Genomic DNA, 19,748 nt, shown 5'->3' on the forward strand with positions numbered 1-19,748 from the left:
GCCCTTGATAAAAAATGGAAAATACTTTGTTCCTCCGTTGGATGACGGAAGTGACTTTAAGGAGTTGTTCAGACGGTTGAGCGCGGCCGGAGCGGGTCGGCCTACTGACAAAGATGGGATACCATTGGGGCCGTGGACACCCGAGCTTCTTGCTACCGCAATCACTCAGATCGAAGCCAACCGGTCCGGGATCGAGCTGCGAACGGTGCAGCTTTGGTACCAAGACAACGAGAAAGGAATCAGCACCGAGAACATTCGATGGCTAGCAAGGGTGTTTGGGTGTGATGATCCGAAGGCGACCAGTGAATGGCAGACGGAGCTAAGTGCGGCCCGGACACGATTGGTAGCCAGGAGGCGAGCGCTGCGTGCGGGGCCAGACGGCCACGATGCGCATAGTCCTCCAGATACGGTTCAGAACGCGGCAATCGATGTTGATACCGTGGTTCCGTCACCGCTGGCGCACAAAGGTGAGGTTATCTCGCCGAGGCGGGGATTTAGCTTGGCGAGAACATCGGAGGCCGTGTTCAACCGGGGATCCCCTTTGGATTTGTCGGCGTCGGTGTTCGCAGGGGCAGTGGCCCTTGGATTTTCCTCTTACTTTTTGGGCATTCACAGCATTGTTTTTCCGCAGGCGAATGGTGTGATTAAGCAGGTTGGGTACTTATGGGCACCGAACTGGACACTCCTCTTCATGGTGCTCATGCCGCTATACTTCGTATTCGTGCGTGACTTAGTGGTCTATTGGAGGGGTACAAGGCGGTCATTGTTAAGTCCTGAAGGTGAAGGAATCGCGAATGACGACATGTGGGTGCGAAAAGTCGCGACCTTTTCGGTGACGTATTGGGCGGCCTTTCTTGTTTGTTTACCTATAGCTACGGTTCTTCAGTGGATCGATAGGTGTTTAGGCCCATTACTGACCCGCGATACCGGCAACTACCCGGTGGAATGGGCTCGGATGGCGATTGAGCGCCCGCACGTCATTTCAATACCGGAGGCGGTCGCGTTCACCGGGTTCGCCTATCTCTACATGGGTGCGGTATTTTTTCTCTTCTTTGCAGGACTCATTTTGCTCTTCACAATAGCGCACGATTCTTGGGAACTTGGACGAAAGTCTGAATCGTGGGTAGATGGAGAATATCAATGTCAGCCTAATCAAGTCGGTCTCAAAATCATGCGTGGGATTTTTCGGTGCTGTATTTTGGGACTCTTGATTGCCATATGCATGAAGCTCCAAAGCACTTTTATGCTATCAAGTGAATCGACCATAACGGCTTGGTTGGCTAACGATTTCCTGTCAGTCTTGGGAAATCATGAGAAGGCAAGCGACTGGCTCGAATACAGCATGCCGACGAACTATAGCAGCCTGCTGATCGTATTGGCGACCTGCACTGTGTTTCTCTATGGGCTTATGCGAGTCCAGGCCGCGTTGCGTCAGCAAGGAGACATTGGACGTGGCCGAAATTGGAGAGAATTGGGAATGATGTTGGCGCTCATCGCCCTTCTGGTCATCGTCTACGTGCTGATCGGCGCGGTCGCCGGCTTCTCGATCTTGCTGTGCACCGGGCTGCTGTCTGCAATCTACGGCCTGATTTATCCAAGCATCGATACATGGCGGGTGACTGACCAAGGAGAAGAAGAAAGTGTATCATAGCTGGCTCGATCGTTGGGATGAGCGACGCGCAGAGCGGGGGGACGAAGTAAAGAGGCGGACAGACTTCGCTCTGGACACTGAACTTGCCTTCCCTAGCTCCGGACATCCGGCAGGTATCGAGGCCTTCTGTAATCTTGCAGACCAGGCTGTCGAGGACCCAACCTATTTCGATGAACCGGGTAACAACGACTTGGTCGTCGAACGCAAAGGAGATTGGGCCAAATTTCCTTCAGGAATTTATACTGACGTCGCAGAGAACAATCTCGTCTGGGCGAAAGTAACAGAAAGCAGATCATTCGATAAAGCTTTGGTTGTGTTTCACCATTGGAATGCAAGCGCGCGGTATCAACAGTTGGCGAACTTTTTCTCCCGGCGTGGGATCACGGTAGTCGAGATGGCACTGCCGTATCACTTCGAACGTAGCCGTCCCGGCGCCGATTATGCCGACTACATGCTAAGCCCGAATCTCGGACGGACGATGCAATCCATGAGGCAGGCAGTATGGGACGGTCGAAAGCTTATTCGTTGGCTAAGGGAGCAAGGTTTTAAAGAGATTTCTGTACTCGGAATGAGTCTGGGCTCTTGGGTTGCCGGATTGATTGCCGCCAACGACAAAACTGTTTCAAAAGCTGCGCTATTCCTGACCGCTGGAAGTCTTGCTGACATGGTGTGGACCGGGCGCGCAACTCGAACGATTTGCGAAAGCATCAAGCCCGCGATCGAACTGGACGATCTCAGAAGGGCATGGGGACCACTAAACTTGGTGAACCATGCGCATCATCTTGCGCGGGACAATCTCGAACTAAATGTGGTATTGGCCAAACGAGACAAGGTGGTGCTGCCGGAGCTTTCTGAACGGCTGATACAAGGGCTGAAGGACGCCGGGGCCGAGCCCAGCATATTGGAACTAAATTGCGGCCACTATTCGCTGTCCATGCCGCCCTACATTGTGTCGGCCGGCCGAAGCGTGGCTCGCTTATTGAAACCCGACCCCTAAGCCGCTGACGACGGGGCTCGAACGGGCCTCGGCTGAATTTCGCTCGTAGTCCAGTTATCAAATTCGGAACCCGCGCAACTCGGACCAAAAGCTTCGCCCCGAAGTTATCGGTGAAGCGAGCCCAAGAAGCGCCCATATTCCTCACTGACTTCGCGCGCTTCCTCGAAGGCGCGAGCACGCTCCTCGTCGAGGCAGCGAAAATAAACCTGTACGTCACGGAAGTAGAGTTCGAAGTCATGACGGAGGATGTCCATAAATTCCGTGGCAACCTTCGGATCTCTTGGAACAAATGGCCGAGGCGGGGGGATGCATGGACCGGCGAGCGCCGGACAACCGACGAGCGACAGCAGAACGAATGTGCGCATCAAAGGTAGGATGCGCAACCGAAGGTAGCAAAAGCCGCTTAAATCCTTGAACGAGCGCATGTTACGTGCCTAAAGGTATCGTGATCAACGTATACCGCAAAAATTATAATATACTATTGCGATCATCAGTATACTATCGTAACTCTAGGCTTCAAGTAGGAATGCCTGGGGTCGCGCCATTGGAGAAAGCGTGAGCCGGGCCATGAACTGGGACATCGAAGCACCAAATGTGGTTACGGAAGCCAGGTTCCGCGAACTCGTGGAAAGCGGCTATAGCGCAGAAATCCTGTGCCAGGAGTTGGCACATAAGAAAGGCCCCAGCTATTACGGGGTCTGGATCATGCGCGTTGTCTCTGATGACGGGGTGGAAAAGCTCCTCGTCACCGCCCGCACGCGAACGAGCTACAACGATATCAAGATCCGCGAGTTCAAGACGATCTCCGGCGTGGTGTCCTTCTTCATTGGCCTTGGCTTTGCGCATGTCGACCTGCCGCTTGAGGCGGGTACAAGCCGCACGCATAAACTCGCCCCGCCAGACAAAGCCCCATCAGACTTGGGCACTGGCAACTAACCTCGTCTGTCTCTGGCTGGTCGGAGCACCTGCCTCAGCGCAAATGGTCCTGATCATGGAGAGCGACGGCTCTCTGACCCCGTCGCGGTCTCAGAGCGGTTTTGCCCGGAACTACAATGACGGCGTTGGTCAGGGATCGGCGTCCGATAGTTTGGCCATTCTTGGTGAGACTGAAGCAGCTTCCGAACCTGACGCGCTGAGGCTTGCGGCACTCGCCCAGCCAGCACCCCTGCCCCGCGCAGACGTTCTCTTAGGCATCGAGGCAACGGCCCTGCGCTATGCCAATCATCCTGGTTTGCGCCGCGCAGAGCTCTCCGTGAGGGATTGGCTGGCTCTCTACCGGGCCAACATCGAGGTTGAGAGCGCCTACCGGCAGGATGCGATCTCAACCGCGGGCGCCATTGGTCTGGGTCAACTGATGCCAGCAACCGCGCGTGATCTCGACGTCAATCCGGAGGACCCGATGCAGAACCTCGACGGTTCCGCCCGCTACCTCGCGATGATGCTCGAGACGTTCGGCGATCCACGCCTGGCGCTGGCCGCTTACAACGCCGGACCCGACGCCGTGCGCCAATATGGCGGCATTCCCCCCTACCGAGAAACCCAGAACCATGTGGCCCGCGTGATGGCGGTGGCCGCCCGATTGGAAGGATCAAGTTCATGATGTCCCAACCTTTTTGGAAATCATTCCTCAAAACACTTATCGGCAATGTCACGAGAGCGCGCAGCGCGGCAGTGCATTGGCGATACCGCTTTTTCCAAACAAGTTGGATTTCAAACCTCTTTGTCGCCTCCCTGGCGCTATTCCTGCTCATTGCCGAGCCCGCCCTTGCCCAAAGCATCGATCTCTCCCCAATCCAAAGCTTGTTGCAGGGCATTGTCGATGCGCTGACCGGCCCGCTCGGCGTCGTGATCGCCACACTCGCGGTCCTTGGCGTTTTCTTGAGCTGGTTCTTCAACATCATCGATCTGCGCCAGGCGCTCTGGGTCCTCGTCGGGATCGCCGGTGTTGCGGCTGCCCCCACCATCGTTGCCGCGGTCTTCGCCGGTGGCTGAGCGCGCGCCTCTCTTCCTCGGCCTCGTGCGCCCGCCCAAGCTTCTGGGCCTGCCCATCATGTATGCGATGGTCTGGCTCTTCGGTTCGGTGCTCTTGTTCGTCTGGGTCCAGCACATCGCGGTGCTGGGTTTCGCCGCCCTGCTCTATCCGGTGCTTTGGAAGGCCGCGGATTGGGACCCGCGTTTCATCGACGTAATGATGACGGCGCTGCAGGAGACGCCACCCACGCGCAACCGCAGCATCCATGGCGGGGACAGCTATGCCCCGTGATGACGCCCATGATCCAGCGATCGATCCCCGCACAATGACGCCAGACTGGTATGCGCGCGAGACCCGCCTTGCGCATATGCTGCCCTATGTGAGCCTCGTCGATGACCAGACCGTGCGCACCCGGGTCAACGAGCTCTTCTGCTGCATCCGGCTCGAGGGGATCAACAGCTACACGACGGACGATGCCTATCTCGACAAGGTGACGGCGCTTTTTGCCCGCATCGTCGCGCAACTTGGGCCGGAATTCAGCTATTACGTCCACAAGGTCTCCAAGGCCATCAAACCTGATCTCGACCCCATCCGCGAGGACAGCTTCGCAGGCGAGGTTGACCGGCGCTGGCGCGCGAAACTCGAGACCAGCGGGCTCCGCGACAAGACCCTGACGCTCACCGTCATTCACCGCCCGCCCCCGAAAAGCCTCCTGCCGTTCCTGAGCCGCAGCGCGCCGGACCGACTGAAGGAGGAGACCCGCAAACGCCTGCAGCGCTTGGGCGAGGCCGTGAACGTCTTTCTGTCTGGCCTCGCCGAGCTGAAGCCGCGCTTGCTGTCGGCCGCATCGGGGGAATTGGTGGGGTTTCTGGGCGCGCTGAACACAGGCACCGAGCTGCCGCTCTACCCGGCAAACACCTACGGCTTTTTGTCCTTCAACGTCGCCAATACCCGCGTGACGTTTCATGGCGATCATTTCGAGCTCTCGGAAGGTGTCGTGGGCCATCGCTACGGCAAGAGTTTCACCATCGGGGAATACTCGGAAGGCACCTCCTGCACCATGTTCGACATGCTGAACCTGCCGGTCGACATGATCGTCACCCATTCCTTCACGCCGATCAATTCGAACCTCATGGCGGGCCGTATCAAGCGGCAAAAGCGCCAGATGCAGGCGAGCCAGGACGCGGCCCTCTCGCTCCTGGAAGCCCTCGATATCGCCGCCGATGATCTCGAGGCCAAGCGCCAGAGCTTTGGCGAGCACCATATGGTCGTGACGCTCTTCTGCGACACGCTGGAGGAATTGCAGACCCTCAGCGCGGAAATCGTAAACGCCGCCGCGACTGAGGGCGTGAAGATGATCGGCGAGCGGGTCGCGGCCAAGGCGCATTACCTCAGCCAGCATCCCGGCAACCAGCCCAAGCGCGTCCGCGCCAGCGCCGTCACCAATCGCAACTTCGCGGATTTCGCGGCCTTCCACCGGACGCAGCTCGGAAAACCCGCAGCACTTACCCCCTGGGGCCGGGTCATCACCTATCTGCCCACGCCCGAGCAGAGCGCCTACCGGTTCTCCTATCACGAGCAAGGCTCGCCCGACAAAGAACCGACCAGCGGCCATACCCTGATCATGGGGCGCCCCGGGTCGGGCAAGTCGGTGCTGTCGGCGTTCCTGATGACCCAGGCCCGTCGCGCAGGCGCCCGGATCTTCGTTTTCGACTACCGCCTCGGGATGGAAATGGCCGTCCGCGCCAATGGCGGGCGCTACGCCTCCCTGAAAGCCGGCCAGCCCACGGGTCTGAACCCGCTCTGGACCGAAACCGATGCGCGCGGCACGGCCTGGCTGTCGGACTGGCTCACAACGCTGCTCTACCGCGCCGACAAACCCCTGACCCCGGCGCAGACCAATCGCATCCAGGAAGTCGTGCGCCAGAATGCGCAGGCGACCAACCCCGCCTTGCGGAACTGGCGGGATTTCGCATCGCTGTTCGTCTCCACCGATGATGGCGGCGATCTGCACCAGCGCCTGCTCGAATGGACCGAGGACGGCCGCTATGGCTGGATCTTCGGCCAGAGCCTCGAGGACACGTTCTCGCTCAAGGGCGACGTCGTGGGTTTCGACCTGACCGGCATTCTCGACAGCGAGGCCGACAAGGAGCGGATGGCGGTCCTCTCCTATCTCTTTCGCCGGGTCGAGCGCGAGATCGAGGACCGCCACCCCACCATCATCGTGATCGACGAGGCCTGGAAGGCGCTCGACAATGCGTATTTCGCCGAGCGGCTCTCGAACTGGCTGGTGACCGCGCGGAAGCAGAACACCGTCGCGGTGATGATGACGCAATACGCAAGCCAGCTCGAACGTACCCGGACCGGCAAGACCATCGTCGAGGCCGTGCCGACGCAGATCCTGCTGCCCAATATCCGCGCCAGTGCCTCGGATTACGCCATGCTGAACCTCACGGAGAAGGAAGTCGACGTCCTTCTCAACACGGGCAGCAACAGCCGCCTCGCACTGATCCGCGACGATCAGGGCTCGATCGTCGTCGATGCCGATCTGAGCGCGCTTGGACCCAATCTCACCATCCTTGGCGGCATGGAAAAGGGCGAAGCGCTTGTCGGCGCCGATTACCGCGACCGCCCAGATTTTTGGAGACTTTCATGATCCGTATTCTTGTCGCTTTGGCTGCGCTCGGCGCGCTGGCCTCCTGCACCCAGTACCGGGAGCCGCAGGCGAACTGCTTCACATTCCTTGCGTCCACGGCACCCGTCGCGCCTGATTGCGATTTCACGCCCCTTGGCACCCCGGAGGGGGACATTGAAGTCTAGCCTGCCTCATATCCTAGCGCTTTGCCTGCTGCCAGGTCTCGCCTTGTCTCAGGGCGTGCCGACCAATGACAGTGGGCTGACCGCGCGTGACATCGTCGAGACTGGCGATCGCGAGGCTGACTTGGCCGTTCAGGCGGACAAGCTTGCCGTGCGCGAACTCATCGCCGAGATCGAACGGGAGCAGCTGGAAACCCTGCAACGCATCCTCGATGCCCAGACCAGCTTCGGCGGTCAGGGCCTGCCCGCCATGGTCTCGGGGCTGGAAAGCGGCAGCGGCGATCCCGACCGCGCCGTGGCGGCGGTCTATGGCACGGGCGAGATCGATCCCAATCCCGGCGGTGCGCAGATGTTCGGGGACGCCGCCGAGAACATCGAGCAGCTCATCATCCGCGTTGCCCAGGAGACCAGCGGCTTTGCGGGTGTTGGACGCGCAAGACTCTCCCCCGTCCAATGGCGCGCGCTGCTGCAAGCGCTGATCTGGCAGGAAAGCCGGTTTACGATTGGGGCACGGTCTCCCGTCGGCGCCTATGGTCTCACACAGATCATGCCTGGCACGGCCAGCGATCTCGGCATCAACCCGGAATATTATGACAGCCCCTACCTACAGGTGCATGGCGGCGCGCGCTATCTCGCGACCCAGCTCAACACATTCGATGGCAACATCATCAACGCCCTCGCGGCCTATAACGCCGGACCCGGCCGGGTTTTCGAGTATGGCGGCGTGCCACCCTTCCGCGAAACCCAGCACTACGTCCAGGTGATCCCCGAACGCTATAACCTCTATTTGACCCGTATCGGCGGGATCGAAGCGCTTGGCACGATCGACCCCGCGCTTCTGGCCAATGCTAACCTCTCAATCACCGGGCACGGCGCTGCCTTCTATGGCAACAACTCACCAGCCGCGATCCACCAAGCCGCCCTGCGCATCCGCGATGTCGTCGAACGGATTTCCGAAACCGAGGACGTGCAGGAGAGCGTCGCGCTCAACACCTACGCCCGCGCCGAACTCGTGCATCTCGTGGCCGCCCGCATCCGGCTTCAGGCCGCCCGCACCAGCGTGCTCTCCGCCGAAGAGCTGGCCCAGGCCAGCGCCCGCATGGCCGAAGGCGCGTTCATGGATTTTACGATCAGGGAGATTGAATGATGGGACATCTGCTCTTGAGGACAGCTTTGGCCACGACATTTGGCGTTAGCTTGCAGTTCAGCGCCCTACCCCCTGCCGCAGCACAAGGTGTACCGGTCGTCGACACCCAGAACATCGCGCAAAACATCCAGCAGCTGCGGCAGATGATCGAAGACGAGATCCTGCAAAACGAGCAGCTGACGCAGCTCCGCGAACAGCTTGCCACGCTCACGGACCAACTCGCGGAGCTGCAAAGAACCTATGAAGCGCTCACCCGACTTGCCGAGCTTCCCGAAATCATCCGTACGGAAATGGAAGACGAGTTGAACGGTCTGCTCGACCAGGAGTTCGGGGATATCCTCGCCACGATTGAGGCGATCAAGACTGGGGATTTCTCGGGCCTCTCGGGCTCCGGCGCAGGCGAAATCGAAACCCAGATGGACCGGGTGCTGGCCGATCTCGGCTTTGACGAGGACACCCTCTCGGAAATGGCCACGAGCGGCAATCCCGGGGCCAACCGCGTGGCGACGCAGGCCACAACCGGCGCGCTCGTCTCAGCCGCCGCCCAGAACAGCTATGAAGATGCCGGCCAGTCGCTCGAGCGGGTAGACCGCCTTGTCGGGCTCATCGACGACATGGAAGAGCTCAAGCAAAGCGTCGATCTCAACACGCGCGTGACAGCTGAATTGGCCATCGCCCTCGTGGCAATGTGGCAGCTGGAAGCGATTCAAACCGTGGGCGATGGCACGGGCGGCGTGATCGATGCCGCCACCATCGCCGAAGAGCAGCGCTTCATGGATTTCACGCTGCCCGAGCTGCGGGCCGAGTGAGTGCGGGGTGTGACGCGTGGCGAGTGAACAAGAGATCATCGAGGAAGAGCTGGTCTACGGTGCCCTGCGCCGTGAACGGCTTTGGCAGCGTCTTGGCCTGATAGGCCTTGTCTTCGGCATCATCGGCTGTCTGAGCGCGGCAGCTGTCTCGATCCTCGATGTCGATCCGCCCCCCGTCGTTGTCCCCTATGATCCCGCCACCGGCTTTGCACTCCCCGAAGCCTCGGTAGGCGCTTCCTCGGTGACCGCCAACCAGGCGATCATCGAGGCGGAGGTCTTCCGCTATGTGACCGACCGCGAGGTCTACAACCAGCTCGACAACGACCTGCGCATCCGCAACGTCCTGCGCCGCTCTGACGGGGCTGCCGAGAGCGGGCTACGCCAGATCTGGAACAGCGCAAATGAAAACTATCCGCCGACCGTCTATGGCCCCAATGCCCGGCTCGACGTGGAAATCCTCAGCATCAACCGGATCGGCACCAACCGCGCCACGGTGCGCCTGCGCAAGCGCCTGACGTCCATTAACGGCACCCAAACCGGGCTCTTCACCGCGACCCTTCTCTTCGAGTTCCGCCCCGAGACCCGCCGCTCCATCGACGAGGTCTGGACCAATCCGTTTGGGTTCACCGTGCTCGAATATTCCATCCGCTCCGACAGATTGGAGAATTAGTTTGATCAATAAGTTCTTTGTTGCTGCCATATTTGTTTTGCTGCCTGCCCTTGCCTTTGCCGAAGCGATCCCGCGCGGTGGTCCAAATGACAGCCGCGTGCGGCTGGCAACATATCAAGAAGGTCAGGTCTACCGCCTCAGCGTCTCGCTTACCCATGTCACCACGGTCGAATTCGGCGAGGGTGAAAGCATCCGCTCGATCATCGCGGGCGACACCGAGGGCTTCGAGATCGATGGCGTGCCCGGAGGCCAGGCATTTGCAATCAAGCCCGTCGCGCGCGGCGTTCATACCAATGTGACGGTCTACACGAACAGGCGAAGCTACTATTTCAACGTCGAGGAGGTCCGCAGCCCGACCTTCTATCTGGTGCAGTTCCGCTATCCGGAGGACGATGCGCGCCCGACCCGGGCCATCGCCGCCCAAGCGCCGAACTACAATTACGGCGCCAGCGCGCGGACCGAGTTCACGCCTACGCGCATCTGGGATGACGGGACGTTCACGTATTTCGAATTTCCGCGAAACGCGCCGGTGCCGGCGATTTTCCGCTACACGAATGGCCGCGAACGGACAGTCAACACGCAAGCCACCGAAGATGGCGTGATCCGTGTCTCGGGGGTTAACAGGCAGTGGGTCCTGCGGATCGGTGACGAGGTGGTCTGTATCGAGGCCACACCACCTGCGGGGGTGGGCTCATGAGCGATACTGGAAACGCGGACCTCGAAAAGCGCCTCGCCGCTCTCGAGCAAGGCAAAGGCGCGAGCTCACCCCCTGCCCCACGGCGCTCACCGCTGCTCGCATTGGTCGTCGTCCTCGTGATCGGCGCAGGCGGCTCCCTACTCTATCTCTTGTCCCAACCCGAGGAAGAGGAGGCGCTGCCCACGGCCACGCCGGACGTGTTCCAAAACGAGGGCGACGGGTTCGGCGCCATCGAAACCCTCCCTCCACCCGAGCCAGAGGTGGTGTTGGTCGCACCGGAACCGGCAGAACCGAATGCCGAGCTTCTGGCGCAGCTCGCAGCCCTTCAGGCCCAGATCGAGGAATTGCGCAACGCGCCCGAACCCGTCGTCGAGGATGACACGGCTGCCGCGGAAGCCATTGATGCACTGACCGCCCAGATCGCGGCGCTGCAAGCGGCGTCAGAATCCGCGCAGCAACAGTTTCGCGATGAGCTCACAGCGCGCGATCGCAGCCTTGAGCAACTCCGCATGGATCTGGAACTGGCCCAGCTCGAGGCCAACCGCCCCCTCCCCGCACCCATTGGGCCCACCGAGGACGAGTTGCGCGCGCGGGAAGAAGAACGGCTCCGCCGCGAGGAGGAAGCACGACGGCTCGCGGAACTTGAACGCCGCGCGGCCGAGGAACGGGCGTTTCAGGAACGCCGCATCACCTCGCCCACCATCGCCTTTGGCGGCACTTCGGGCGCCAATGAGACGGCGTTAGCCGAGCGGACTTTTGGCGAAGTGACGGATTTCGTTCTGAACGGCGCGCTGCCCACTTCGGTGACACAGGCAGAAGTCATCGCCAATCCCTCCAACACGATCATCCAGGGCACCATGATCCAGGCCGTCATGGAAACCGCGCTCGACAGCTCCCTGCCCGGCCAGACCCGGGCCGTTGTTTCCGAAGATGTCTACAGCGTCGACGGCTCTCGTCTCCTGATCCCGCGCGGGTCCCGTCTCATCGGGCGCTATCGCTCTGGCGTCGATATCGCGCAGCGCCGGGTCACCATCGCCTGGGACCGGATCATCCTGCCCAACAACCAGACGATCCAGATCAGCTCTTTCGGGGGTGACGAATTGGGCCGCTCCGGCGTGACCGGCTTTGTCGACACGCGCTTCGATGAGCGTTTCGGCTCAGCGGCGTTGATATCGCTGATCTCCGCCGCGCCAAGCGCTGCTGCTGCAAACGTCCAGGATGAGACCACCGCGGACGTGCTCGAAGACGTGGGCGATGATCTTGCCGATGCCACGGACAGCGTGATTGGCGACTATCTCTCCATCGGCCCCGTTATCTATGTCGACCAGGGTGCCCGCGTCACAGTCATGGTCGACCGCGATCTGGAGATTTTCTGAGCCCATGTCGCTGAGCTATCTCCAGACCTCGCTTGATCGGATCGACGCCGCCGCCCGCGACGATGTCATCGAGATCTGCATCAATCCCGACGGGACCTGCTGGGGAGAATTCCAGGGCGATCACTTCATGCGAAAGCTGGACCAGAAGCTGAACGCAACAGAAGTGAAAGATCTCGGCAACCAGATCGCCTCCTCCGCCAACACCACGATGAGCAAGGACCGCCCGATCATCTCGGTATCGATCACCTACAAGGGGCGACCGATCCGGGCGCAAGTCATCACCCCACCTGCCGTGCTCTCGGCGATGTCGATCAGCCTGCGTTTTTTCTCGAGCCTGCCGCTCGACGGGATCGCGCTGGATTTCCTTTACGGCAAGGAACGCAAGCTTGAAGAACTCCGCCTCGAGAAAACCCGCGAACTGCGCGAAGTCGTGGCCGCTGGTGTGATCGACGATGCCCTCGCCTTCTGCGTCGACAACAAGCTTAACATGATCGTTTCCGGGGGCACCTCCACTGGCAAGACCGTGGCTGCGCGCAAGATCCTCTCGCACGTGCCATCCGAGGAACGCATCGTCACCATCGAGGAAGCCGCCGAGCTTCTACCGACCCAGCCCAATGCCGTGACCCTCATCGCCAATCGTGACGCGGAATTCCAGACCGCCGATGTGCTGCTCACCGCGACACTGCGCTTGCGCCCCGACCGGATCATCCTCGGCGAGGTGCGCGGCAAGGAGGCCATGACCTTCCTTGAAGCCATCAACACCGGCCATGGCGGCTCCATGACCACGCTGCACGCCGAAACCCCTCAATTGGCCGTGCAGCGTCTCGCGATCGCGGCCCTCAAGACCGAGATCCCGATGACCTATTCCGACATGATCCAGTACATCGAGAATTCCATCGACGTGATCATCCAGGCCGGTCGCCACGACGGCAAACGCGGCATTACTGAATTCTACCTCCCCGGCGCAACCGAGATTGGAACTTCCCAATGAAGACCTTTGAATATGAAATTCTTAGTTTTCCCATGACCCGCAAAACTAGCCTTGCCGATATGCAGGCCAGCCTGAACGCGAAGGGGGCCGAAGGCTGGGAGGTAGTGTCGATCAGTTCCTCGGAATTTGCGAATGTTGGGCACACGGTCTTCCTGAAGCGTGAAACTACACCCATCGGAGCCACAGCATGAAACCGGCACGGCAAACCGTTGCTTTAACTGGGATGGCCCTGAGCTTACTGGCTGTCCCCGCCTTCGCCGAGCGCAATCTGGTGCCGACCCTCGATCGCAGTTTCAAAGTCTGCCGAGACCGGCACGCTGAGCCCAGCTGGATGCAAGAAATCCCCCTACGCCAAGTCTATCAGCGCGTGTTGGTCCAGGATATCTACCGCACCCAAAATCTCGAGCGCATCGTCGAGAGCGGCAACTGCGATTGCGATACTCGGTTCCCCTCTTGGGATGCAGCCGAGGGGGTGTTTCGTGAGCGCCACGCCAGTGATGAACGGTGGGAGATGCTTCAGGCCTCGGACGCCTACAACCGCCGCGCCAACGACGTTCGCCTTGAGGCTAAAGCCATCTGCGAAACCGCAGGCAATTGGTAAGGCAGCCCCGTCATGAGCGTCGTCACCTATTTCGTTGAAACCTCCCAGGGCTATCTCGACACCGCCGCCGAAACCCAGTTCGGATCGGTTGCGGCAACGGTGGGCTCACTTCTGGTACTGGGAACAACGCTCGTGGTGATCCTCGTCTTCCTGAACATGATCTACCAGTACAAGGCGATGGACGGGCGCACGGCCTTTTGGCTCGCGGTCAAGATCGGGCTCATCGGGATATTTGCAACCAACTGGGTGCAGTTCAACGCCTTCTCCTCCGCCATCCTGGCCGGGATCGACAGCATTGCAGGGGCGCTCGTGGCTTCGGTCGGCGGTGGAACTCCTGGCCCTTCTGGAACTTTCGCCGAAGAGTTTGACCGGCTGATCGCGGAACTAGGGGACTATCTCAACGCCGCCGGGTCAGAGTTGAACTGGATGGCTGGCGCCATGCTCGACATTGTCGGGGTCCTCTTGCTCTCGATACTCGGCGGGCTGGCCGCCTTCATCCTTGTGGCATCCCGCCTGATGATCGCACTTCTAATCGGGATCGCGCCGGTGATGATCTTCCTCACCCTCTTCGAGGTGACTAAAGATTACTTCGCACGCTGGCTGTCGGCACTGGTTTCCTTCGCACTCTACCCAATCGTCGTCGCAGGGGTGTTCGCAACGATCACTGGCGTCTCTTCCGCTCTGATCGGTGAGCTTGGCGTCCCGGAAGGGGCTTCAAACATAGGCGCGCTCATCCCCTTCTTCATGATGGTCCTCATGGCCAAGGGCTTCATCATTGCCACGCCCTTCATCGTCCGCGCGATCTCCGGAAACATCATGATGCCCGCCCTCTCCGGTGGTCTCGGCGGTGGCTACAGCTTTGCCCGCGCCGCAATGGGCAGCCAGCAGGCCTACAATCGCTACCTGATCGGTGGGGCAAGCGGTGCGGAATATGCAGCCCTCAGAGCGCGGCAGTTCTTCGGTGTACAGCAGATGCCTGTTCGGCAAGGGATGGGGCAGACGGGTTCCGCAGGAGGCACAGGATCCGCAGACTCGGGGTCAAAAATGCTGGCGCAGCTGGCGAGACTGGGTCGACTTGGACGACGGTGACGGCCCATTGCTGCCATTTGGGTCTTAGAGATTTGCTGCGCAACGACATGCAGAAAGCCGACGTTCCCGAGAGGGTGGCAAACATTCTGATCATTCGGAACCCGTTCTGACAATCTTCCAAAGTTTGCGGCACTTTCAAACGCTGAAAACACCCTTCCTTCAGGTCTCGTCCAGTGCGGGTCAATCTGCCTTGGCCACAGCACTATCTGACAGCACATTAAGGAGTGGGCATTCCGGTGCATCCGAACCGCTGCACTTCGCAATCGTTTCTGCCAGGATTACCACGATGTTTTGCAGATCCCTTATCTTCGCCCGCACGACATTGAGGTGATCCCGCCCACGTTTCTCGACTTCGCCGCAGGTATGGCTGCCGGCATCGACCATGCTGAGCAGCCCTCGGATTTCTTCCATGGTAAAACCCAGTTCTCGCGCTCGCATGATAAAGCTCAGCCGCTCAACATGCGCAGTTCCGTAACGGCGGTGCCCGGCGGGACTGCGCGGTGGGTCCGGCATCAAGCCGACACCCTCATAATAGCGGATGGTCTCAAGGTTGCAGCCGGTCAACTTCGCAAGATCGGAACGCTTTAAGGCGCTCGCAAATCCGTGATCGCTCGACATGAAGTTTCTCCTTGATCCTGTAGTTGCTACAGACCCTATCTTGCCTGTCATGACGAAGGCAACCATGAGCACCGCGATGACAGATCACACTCCTGCGACACCGACCGAGCATGATGATCGTTCTGGCTGGCTGGCCACCGGCGCCGGTGTGTTCGGAGCATTGGCCATGTCATCTTGCTGTATTCTGCCGTTGGTATTGGTCAGCTTTGGCGTCACCGGAGTCTTCATCGGTCAACTTACCGCGCTCTATGCCTACAAATGGGTGATCTTCAGCCTCGCAACGCTCGCGCTCGCCTATGGGTTTTGGAAAGCCTATCGCCCGGTGCCGAAGGAAGCTTGCACGGACGGCATCTGTGCGCGCCCGGTCGACCGCGGGGTGATGCGGCGGTTGCTTTGGGGCGCTTTGATTGTCGTGCTTCTGGCGCTCGCCTTTCCAATAGTCTCGCCCTTTCTTTTGACATTCTGACCATGAGGTCTCCTATGAAACTGCTCGTCTCCACCGCTGTGCTTATCCTCTCTGCCAGCCCAACACTGGCCGCAGAAGCAACCACTCGCATTGCCGTTGAGGGGCTCACTTGCCCCTCTTGCAGCTATATCGTCGCTACTGCCATGAAGCGCGTGGACAGCGTCGAAGTGCAGGAGTTTATCGCAGGTGAGGCGGAAAATGGCCTCTATGTTCTGCGCTATGATGATGCGCTGACAGACCCGCAGGCCATTGTCGCCGCTGTGACGGCCGTCGGATATCGCGCTGCCTTGAATGCGGAGAACGGATCGTGAGCGGCGTGGAGGGTTCCGACACCCAGAGTGGCCTGCTCAAGTTCGGACTCATTGGCACGGTCATCGTCGCCCTTTGCTGTTTCACGCCAGTGCTGGTGATCCTGTTCGGCGCTGTTGGGCTGTCGGCGCTGCTGGGCTGGCTTGATTACGTGCTGTTGCCAGCGCTCGCCATCTTCATCGGCATCACAATTTACGCGCTTTGGAAGCGCCGCGATTCAGAGAGATCATCATGAAAGACACTAAATCCCTCCAGAGGAAATCTTATGACCTTGCCGTGATCGGCGCCGGTTCCGCGGGTTTCTCTGCCGCCATCACCGCGGCTGAGACCGGCGCGCGGGTGGCGCTCATCGGCGCGGGCACCATTGGCGGCACCTGTGTCAACGTGGGCTGCGTGCCGTCAAAAGCGTTGATCCGCGCGGTTGAGAGCCTGCATCATGCGGGTGCTGCGGCTCGGTTTGATGGGATAGAGGCCGAGGCCCGCGTGACCGACTGGGCGGCGACTGTCGCGCAGAAACAGGCGCTGGTCGAAGAATTGCGTGCGGCGAAATATGCAGATGTTCTGCCGCGGCATGAGAATGTCGATTACGTCGAAGGCCGCGCGACATTCGATGATGATGGCATGTTGACGGTCGATGGCAGTCTCTTCCCGGCAGCAAAGGTCGTCATTGCCACCGGCTCCCGCCCCCATGTGCCTGCAATCCCGGGAATCGAGGACGTCGACACCCTCGACAGCACAACAGCACTGGAACTGAGCGCTCTTCCGGCATCCATGATTGTGCTTGGGGCGGGATATATCGGCGTGGAGCTGGCGCAGCTTTTTGCGCGAGCCGGTGTTGCCGTGACGCTGGTCAGCCGCCGAGGTGTCTTGCCCGAGGCAGAACCGGAAGTGTCAGAGGCGCTGGCAGGTTACTTGGGCGATGAGGGTATCCGTGTAGTGCGCGCTAATGGCTATGACCGCATTTCGAACGGTGACAACCATATCACGCTGCATCTCTCGGATGGCCAAGCACTGAAATCGGAACGGCTCGTGCTCGCAACCGGCCGTGTGCCAAACAGTGACGGGCTGAACCTCCCGGCTGCTGGAGTTGCAGTGGATGCGCGGGGCGGCATTCAGACCGATCCTCAAATGCGCACCGGCAATCAAAATATCTGGGCGGCGGGCGATGTCACGGGCCGTGACCAGTTTGTCTATATGGCCGCCTATGGCGCCAAGATCGCGGCGCGCAATGCGGTGGCGGGTGAGGCCCGCAGCTATGACAATGCCACCATGCCTTGGGTCGTCTTTTCCGATCCGCAGGTGGCAGGCGTTGGGTTCAGTGAAGCGCAGGCCCGCGCTGCTGGCCATGAAGTGCTGACCTCCGTTCTGCCGCTGGATGCCGTGCCGCGGGCCTTGGCGGCCCGCGATACGCGTGGCCTCATCAAGCTGGTGGCCGAAGCGGGAAGCAAACGGCTGCTCGGCGCACAGATCATGGCTCCGGAGGGGGCCGACAGCATCCAGACCGCAGCGATGGCGCTGAAGGCCGGGCTGACCTACGAAGAGCTTGGCGACACGATCATGCCTTATCTGACCACCGTCGAGGGTTTGAAACTGGCGGCCCAGACTTTCGAGAAGGACGTTGCCGCCCTGTCTTGTTGCGCGGGGTAAAGACATGGCAGATCCCTCCACCCACGATTGGCTAAACACCCGGCTTGGCAGCCTGCTCGCGTGGGGCCTTCCCATCGGCGCGATGCTTCTGGCGGTCCCGCTCGCCGACGGCCCCAAAACCGCAATCTGGGTCATCGCCCTTGCTTGGATGGGCGTCGCCTGCCTGCGCAATGCCCGGCGCTGTGGCCGGGCGCATTGCCGCTACACCGGGCCGTTCCTGCTGGCCATGACGCTGCCGGTGCTGGCTTATGGTGTAGGCGCGCTGCCACTGGGCAGCGACGGTTGGCGCTGGCTTGGGCTCACGATCGGCGTCGGCGCGACCGGGATCTGGTGGCTCAGTGAACGAATACTCGGCCGATATCGTTGAACTTGGAACAAACGCCTTCCTAACTCTCGCCTACAAGGACACTTCATGACCGAAACACTTGATCTGATCGTGATCGGCGCCGGCATGGCCGGGATCAACGCCGCGAAAAAAGCAGCCGGGGCTGGATGGTCCGTCGCCATTGTGGACGAACTGCCCTACGGCGGCACCTGTGCGCTGCGCGGCTGCGACCCGAAGAAAATGCTACGGGCCGGAGCTGAAGCGATCGACGCAGCTCGTCTACTAAAGGGTAAGGGCGTTGCAGGTGACACGCGGATCGACTGGCCAGCGCTCATGGAACACAAAGAAAGCTTCACCGATCCGGTGCCGGAGAACATGGAAGACGGGTTGAAGAAAGCTGGCGTGAAGACGCTGCATGGGTCGGCGCGCTTTACCGCAGAGGATCGGATTGGAATCGAAGGCCATGGGGAGTTCACCTTCAAGCATGCCTTGATCGCAACAGGCGCCAAACCGCGACCTCTGGACTTTCCCGGTGCCGATCGGCTCATCGACAGCACCGAGTTTCTGAACCTGTCGAACCTGCCCGAACGCATCGTATTCGTGGGTGGTGGATACATCTCTTTTGAGTTTGCCCATATTGCTGCCCGAGCAGGTGCCGAGGTCACCATTCTTGATCATGGCAAGCAGCAGCTGAAAATGTTCGACCCCGATCTTGTCGATATGCTGCTGGAGCGGAGCCGTGCTGTCGGGATTGAGATCATCGCCAATGCCGCGCCCGACCGAATTGACTCTGCGGGTGACATGGAGCGCGTCACCTATAGCATCGATGGCAAATCACATGTCAAAGAGGCCGACCTTGTTGTCCATGGCGCGGGCCGCGTGCCTGCAGTGGATTGCTTAGATCTAAGCGCTGCGGGCATTGAGGTTGAGCATGGCGGCGTCAAAGTCGAAGAGTGGCTACAGTCCACATCCAACCCGCGCGTATATGCCGCTGGTGATGCCGCGGCCTCCCCGGGGAAACCTTTGACCCCGGTGGCTGTTTTCGAAGGCAAGATTGCCACATCGAACATGCTGAAAAACAAACAAACCGCACCTGATTACACCGGCGTCCCCAGCGTGGCGTTCACCATTCCAGAACTCGCCCGGGTCGGCATGTTGGAGGAAGAAGCGCGTGAGACTGGTGATGTGGAGGTATCATTCGCAGATACATCCAACTGGTTCTCTCAGAAACGATTGGGAGAGACCCATGCAGGTGCCAAAATCATCTCTGATGAGAATGGTAAAATCTTGGGCGCGCATATGTTTGGTCCGGACTACGCGGAACTTATCAACATCTTTTCGCTGGCAATCAAACTTGGGCTTACGGTTGACCAGGTAAAAACGATGCCGGCAGCCTACCCCACGGGGGCGTCGGATATCGGTTCCATGTTCTAAGAACGCGCGAGTCCAGGGAACCAAACTGGGCGTATTTGAACATCGGCTGGGCTGATTTCCGATTCGCGATGCGAGGCCATAATTGGGGAGTTCAACTGCGTCTGGCGAGCGTCTGCTTTTGGTGCCGCCGTC

At 60.1% G+C, this 19,748-nt stretch carries 25 protein-coding genes; 23 read left to right on the forward strand and 2 right to left on the reverse strand.

Annotation, left to right across the window (positions count from 1 at the left end; all coding sequences use genetic code 11):
- The first annotated feature begins 4 nt into the window (after positions 1–4).
- Together R1T45_RS01195 and R1T45_RS01200 are read left to right on the forward strand one after the other, a co-directional pair.
- A complete protein-coding gene (locus R1T45_RS01195) occupies positions 5–1,651 on the forward strand; it encodes an RcgA family putative transporter (protein WP_411041076.1) in 1,647 nt (548 codons plus the stop codon).
- Positions 1,641–2,648: an alpha/beta hydrolase family protein gene (locus R1T45_RS01200; protein ID WP_185805292.1), complete on the forward strand. Its 1,008-nt coding sequence runs from the start codon at positions 1,641–1,643 to the stop codon at positions 2,646–2,648. The genes R1T45_RS01195 and R1T45_RS01200 overlap by 11 nt, the downstream gene beginning before the upstream one ends.
- 104 nt (positions 2,649–2,752) lie before the next feature.
- On the opposite strand, the gene R1T45_RS01205 is transcribed toward R1T45_RS01200, so the two are convergent.
- Entirely contained in the window at positions 2,753–3,073 is a 321-nt protein-coding gene (locus tag R1T45_RS01205; RefSeq protein WP_249777988.1) for a hypothetical protein, read from the reverse strand.
- 142 nt (positions 3,074–3,215) lie between these two features.
- Between R1T45_RS01205 and R1T45_RS01210 the strand changes: the two genes are divergently transcribed.
- The 15 genes from R1T45_RS01210 (at position 3,216) to R1T45_RS01280 (ending at position 14,817) form a co-directional block, all read left to right on the forward strand.
- A complete protein-coding gene (locus tag R1T45_RS01210) occupies positions 3,216–3,584 on the forward strand; it encodes a hypothetical protein (protein WP_317388865.1) in 369 nt (122 codons plus the stop codon).
- A gap of 43 nt (positions 3,585–3,627) precedes the next feature.
- Complete coding sequence (locus tag R1T45_RS01215; RefSeq protein WP_317388866.1) at positions 3,628–4,248, forward strand: lytic transglycosylase domain-containing protein; 621 nt, start codon at positions 3,628–3,630, stop codon at positions 4,246–4,248.
- A 107-nt stretch (positions 4,249–4,355) separates the two neighbouring features.
- Complete coding sequence (locus R1T45_RS01220) at positions 4,356–4,640, forward strand: TrbC/VirB2 family protein (RefSeq protein WP_027246639.1); 285 nt, start codon at positions 4,356–4,358, stop codon at positions 4,638–4,640.
- A complete protein-coding gene (locus R1T45_RS01225) occupies positions 4,633–4,911 on the forward strand; it encodes a type IV secretion system protein VirB3 (protein WP_040104433.1) in 279 nt (92 codons plus the stop codon). The genes R1T45_RS01220 and R1T45_RS01225 overlap by 8 nt, the downstream gene beginning before the upstream one ends.
- Positions 4,901–7,276 (forward strand): type IV secretion system DNA-binding domain-containing protein, encoded by a 2,376-nt coding sequence (locus tag R1T45_RS01230; RefSeq protein ID WP_317388867.1) that lies wholly within the window; start codon positions 4,901–4,903, stop codon positions 7,274–7,276. The genes R1T45_RS01225 and R1T45_RS01230 overlap by 11 nt, the downstream gene beginning before the upstream one ends.
- Positions 7,273–7,440, forward strand: a complete 168-nt coding sequence (locus R1T45_RS01235) for a hypothetical protein (protein ID WP_170317860.1) — start codon at positions 7,273–7,275, stop codon at positions 7,438–7,440. Before R1T45_RS01230 ends, R1T45_RS01235 begins: the two co-directional genes overlap by 4 nt.
- The gene (locus tag R1T45_RS01240; RefSeq protein WP_317388868.1) at positions 7,430–8,584 is read left to right on the forward strand and encodes a lytic transglycosylase domain-containing protein; all 1,155 of its coding nucleotides are present in this window, start codon (positions 7,430–7,432) and stop codon (positions 8,582–8,584) included. Before R1T45_RS01235 ends, R1T45_RS01240 begins: the two co-directional genes overlap by 11 nt.
- Positions 8,584–9,393, forward strand: coding sequence for a type IV secretion system protein (locus R1T45_RS01245; RefSeq protein WP_317388948.1), 810 nt, complete (start codon positions 8,584–8,586; stop codon positions 9,391–9,393). Before R1T45_RS01240 ends, R1T45_RS01245 begins: the two co-directional genes overlap by 1 nt.
- 16 nt (positions 9,394–9,409) lie before the next feature.
- A complete protein-coding gene (locus R1T45_RS01250) occupies positions 9,410–10,063 on the forward strand; it encodes a type IV secretion system protein (protein WP_317388869.1) in 654 nt (217 codons plus the stop codon).
- Position 10,064: 1 nt separating this feature from the next.
- On the forward strand, positions 10,065–10,760 hold the full coding sequence (locus R1T45_RS01255; protein WP_317388870.1) for a TrbG/VirB9 family P-type conjugative transfer protein: 696 nt from the start codon (positions 10,065–10,067) through the stop codon (positions 10,758–10,760).
- Positions 10,757–12,136 carry a TrbI/VirB10 family protein gene (locus R1T45_RS01260; RefSeq protein WP_317388871.1) on the forward strand — a complete coding sequence of 460 codons (1,380 nt, stop codon included), beginning with the start codon at positions 10,757–10,759 and terminating at the stop codon, positions 12,134–12,136. Before R1T45_RS01255 ends, R1T45_RS01260 begins: the two co-directional genes overlap by 4 nt.
- Before the next feature lie 4 nt (positions 12,137–12,140).
- Positions 12,141–13,127, forward strand: coding sequence for an ATPase, T2SS/T4P/T4SS family (locus R1T45_RS01265; protein WP_317388872.1), 987 nt, complete (start codon positions 12,141–12,143; stop codon positions 13,125–13,127).
- Complete coding sequence (locus R1T45_RS01270; protein WP_317388873.1) at positions 13,124–13,318, forward strand: DUF4177 domain-containing protein; 195 nt, start codon at positions 13,124–13,126, stop codon at positions 13,316–13,318. The genes R1T45_RS01265 and R1T45_RS01270 overlap by 4 nt, the downstream gene beginning before the upstream one ends.
- Complete coding sequence (locus R1T45_RS01275; protein WP_317388874.1) at positions 13,315–13,728, forward strand: hypothetical protein; 414 nt, start codon at positions 13,315–13,317, stop codon at positions 13,726–13,728. Before R1T45_RS01270 ends, R1T45_RS01275 begins: the two co-directional genes overlap by 4 nt.
- Before the next feature lie 12 nt (positions 13,729–13,740).
- The gene (locus R1T45_RS01280; protein WP_317388875.1) at positions 13,741–14,817 is read left to right on the forward strand and encodes a type IV secretion system protein; all 1,077 of its coding nucleotides are present in this window, start codon (positions 13,741–13,743) and stop codon (positions 14,815–14,817) included.
- 180 nt (positions 14,818–14,997) lie between these two features.
- On the opposite strand, the gene R1T45_RS01285 is transcribed toward R1T45_RS01280, so the two are convergent.
- Positions 14,998–15,435, reverse strand: a complete 438-nt coding sequence (locus R1T45_RS01285) for a helix-turn-helix domain-containing protein (protein ID WP_317388876.1) — start codon at positions 15,433–15,435, stop codon at positions 14,998–15,000.
- A gap of 64 nt (positions 15,436–15,499) precedes the next feature.
- On the opposite strand from R1T45_RS01285, the gene R1T45_RS01290 reads away from it, so the two are divergent.
- The 6 genes from R1T45_RS01290 to R1T45_RS01315 are packed head-to-tail and all read left to right on the forward strand — an operon-like array spanning position 15,500 to position 19,616.
- A complete protein-coding gene (locus tag R1T45_RS01290) occupies positions 15,500–15,901 on the forward strand; it encodes a mercuric transporter MerT family protein (protein WP_317388877.1) in 402 nt (133 codons plus the stop codon).
- A 14-nt stretch (positions 15,902–15,915) separates the two neighbouring features.
- Positions 15,916–16,212: a hypothetical protein gene (locus R1T45_RS01295; RefSeq protein WP_317388878.1), complete on the forward strand. Its 297-nt coding sequence runs from the start codon at positions 15,916–15,918 to the stop codon at positions 16,210–16,212.
- Positions 16,209–16,445, forward strand: coding sequence for a mercury resistance system transport protein MerF (gene merF / locus R1T45_RS01300; protein ID WP_242406962.1), 237 nt, complete (start codon positions 16,209–16,211; stop codon positions 16,443–16,445). Before R1T45_RS01295 ends, merF begins: the two co-directional genes overlap by 4 nt.
- Entirely contained in the window at positions 16,442–17,857 is a 1,416-nt protein-coding gene (merA, locus tag R1T45_RS01305; protein ID WP_317388879.1) for a mercury(II) reductase, read from the forward strand. Before merF ends, merA begins: the two co-directional genes overlap by 4 nt.
- Before the next feature lie 4 nt (positions 17,858–17,861).
- Positions 17,862–18,224 carry a hypothetical protein gene (locus R1T45_RS01310; protein ID WP_317388880.1) on the forward strand — a complete coding sequence of 121 codons (363 nt, stop codon included), beginning with the start codon at positions 17,862–17,864 and terminating at the stop codon, positions 18,222–18,224.
- A 45-nt stretch (positions 18,225–18,269) separates the two neighbouring features.
- Positions 18,270–19,616 carry an NAD(P)/FAD-dependent oxidoreductase gene (locus R1T45_RS01315; RefSeq protein WP_317388881.1) on the forward strand — a complete coding sequence of 449 codons (1,347 nt, stop codon included), beginning with the start codon at positions 18,270–18,272 and terminating at the stop codon, positions 19,614–19,616.
- Positions 19,617–19,748: the final 132 nt, after the last annotated feature.

The organism is Sulfitobacter sp. LC.270.F.C4, assembly GCF_032922545.1.
In the GTDB taxonomy this organism is placed as follows: Bacteria; Pseudomonadota; Alphaproteobacteria; order Rhodobacterales; family Rhodobacteraceae; genus Sulfitobacter; species Sulfitobacter profundi.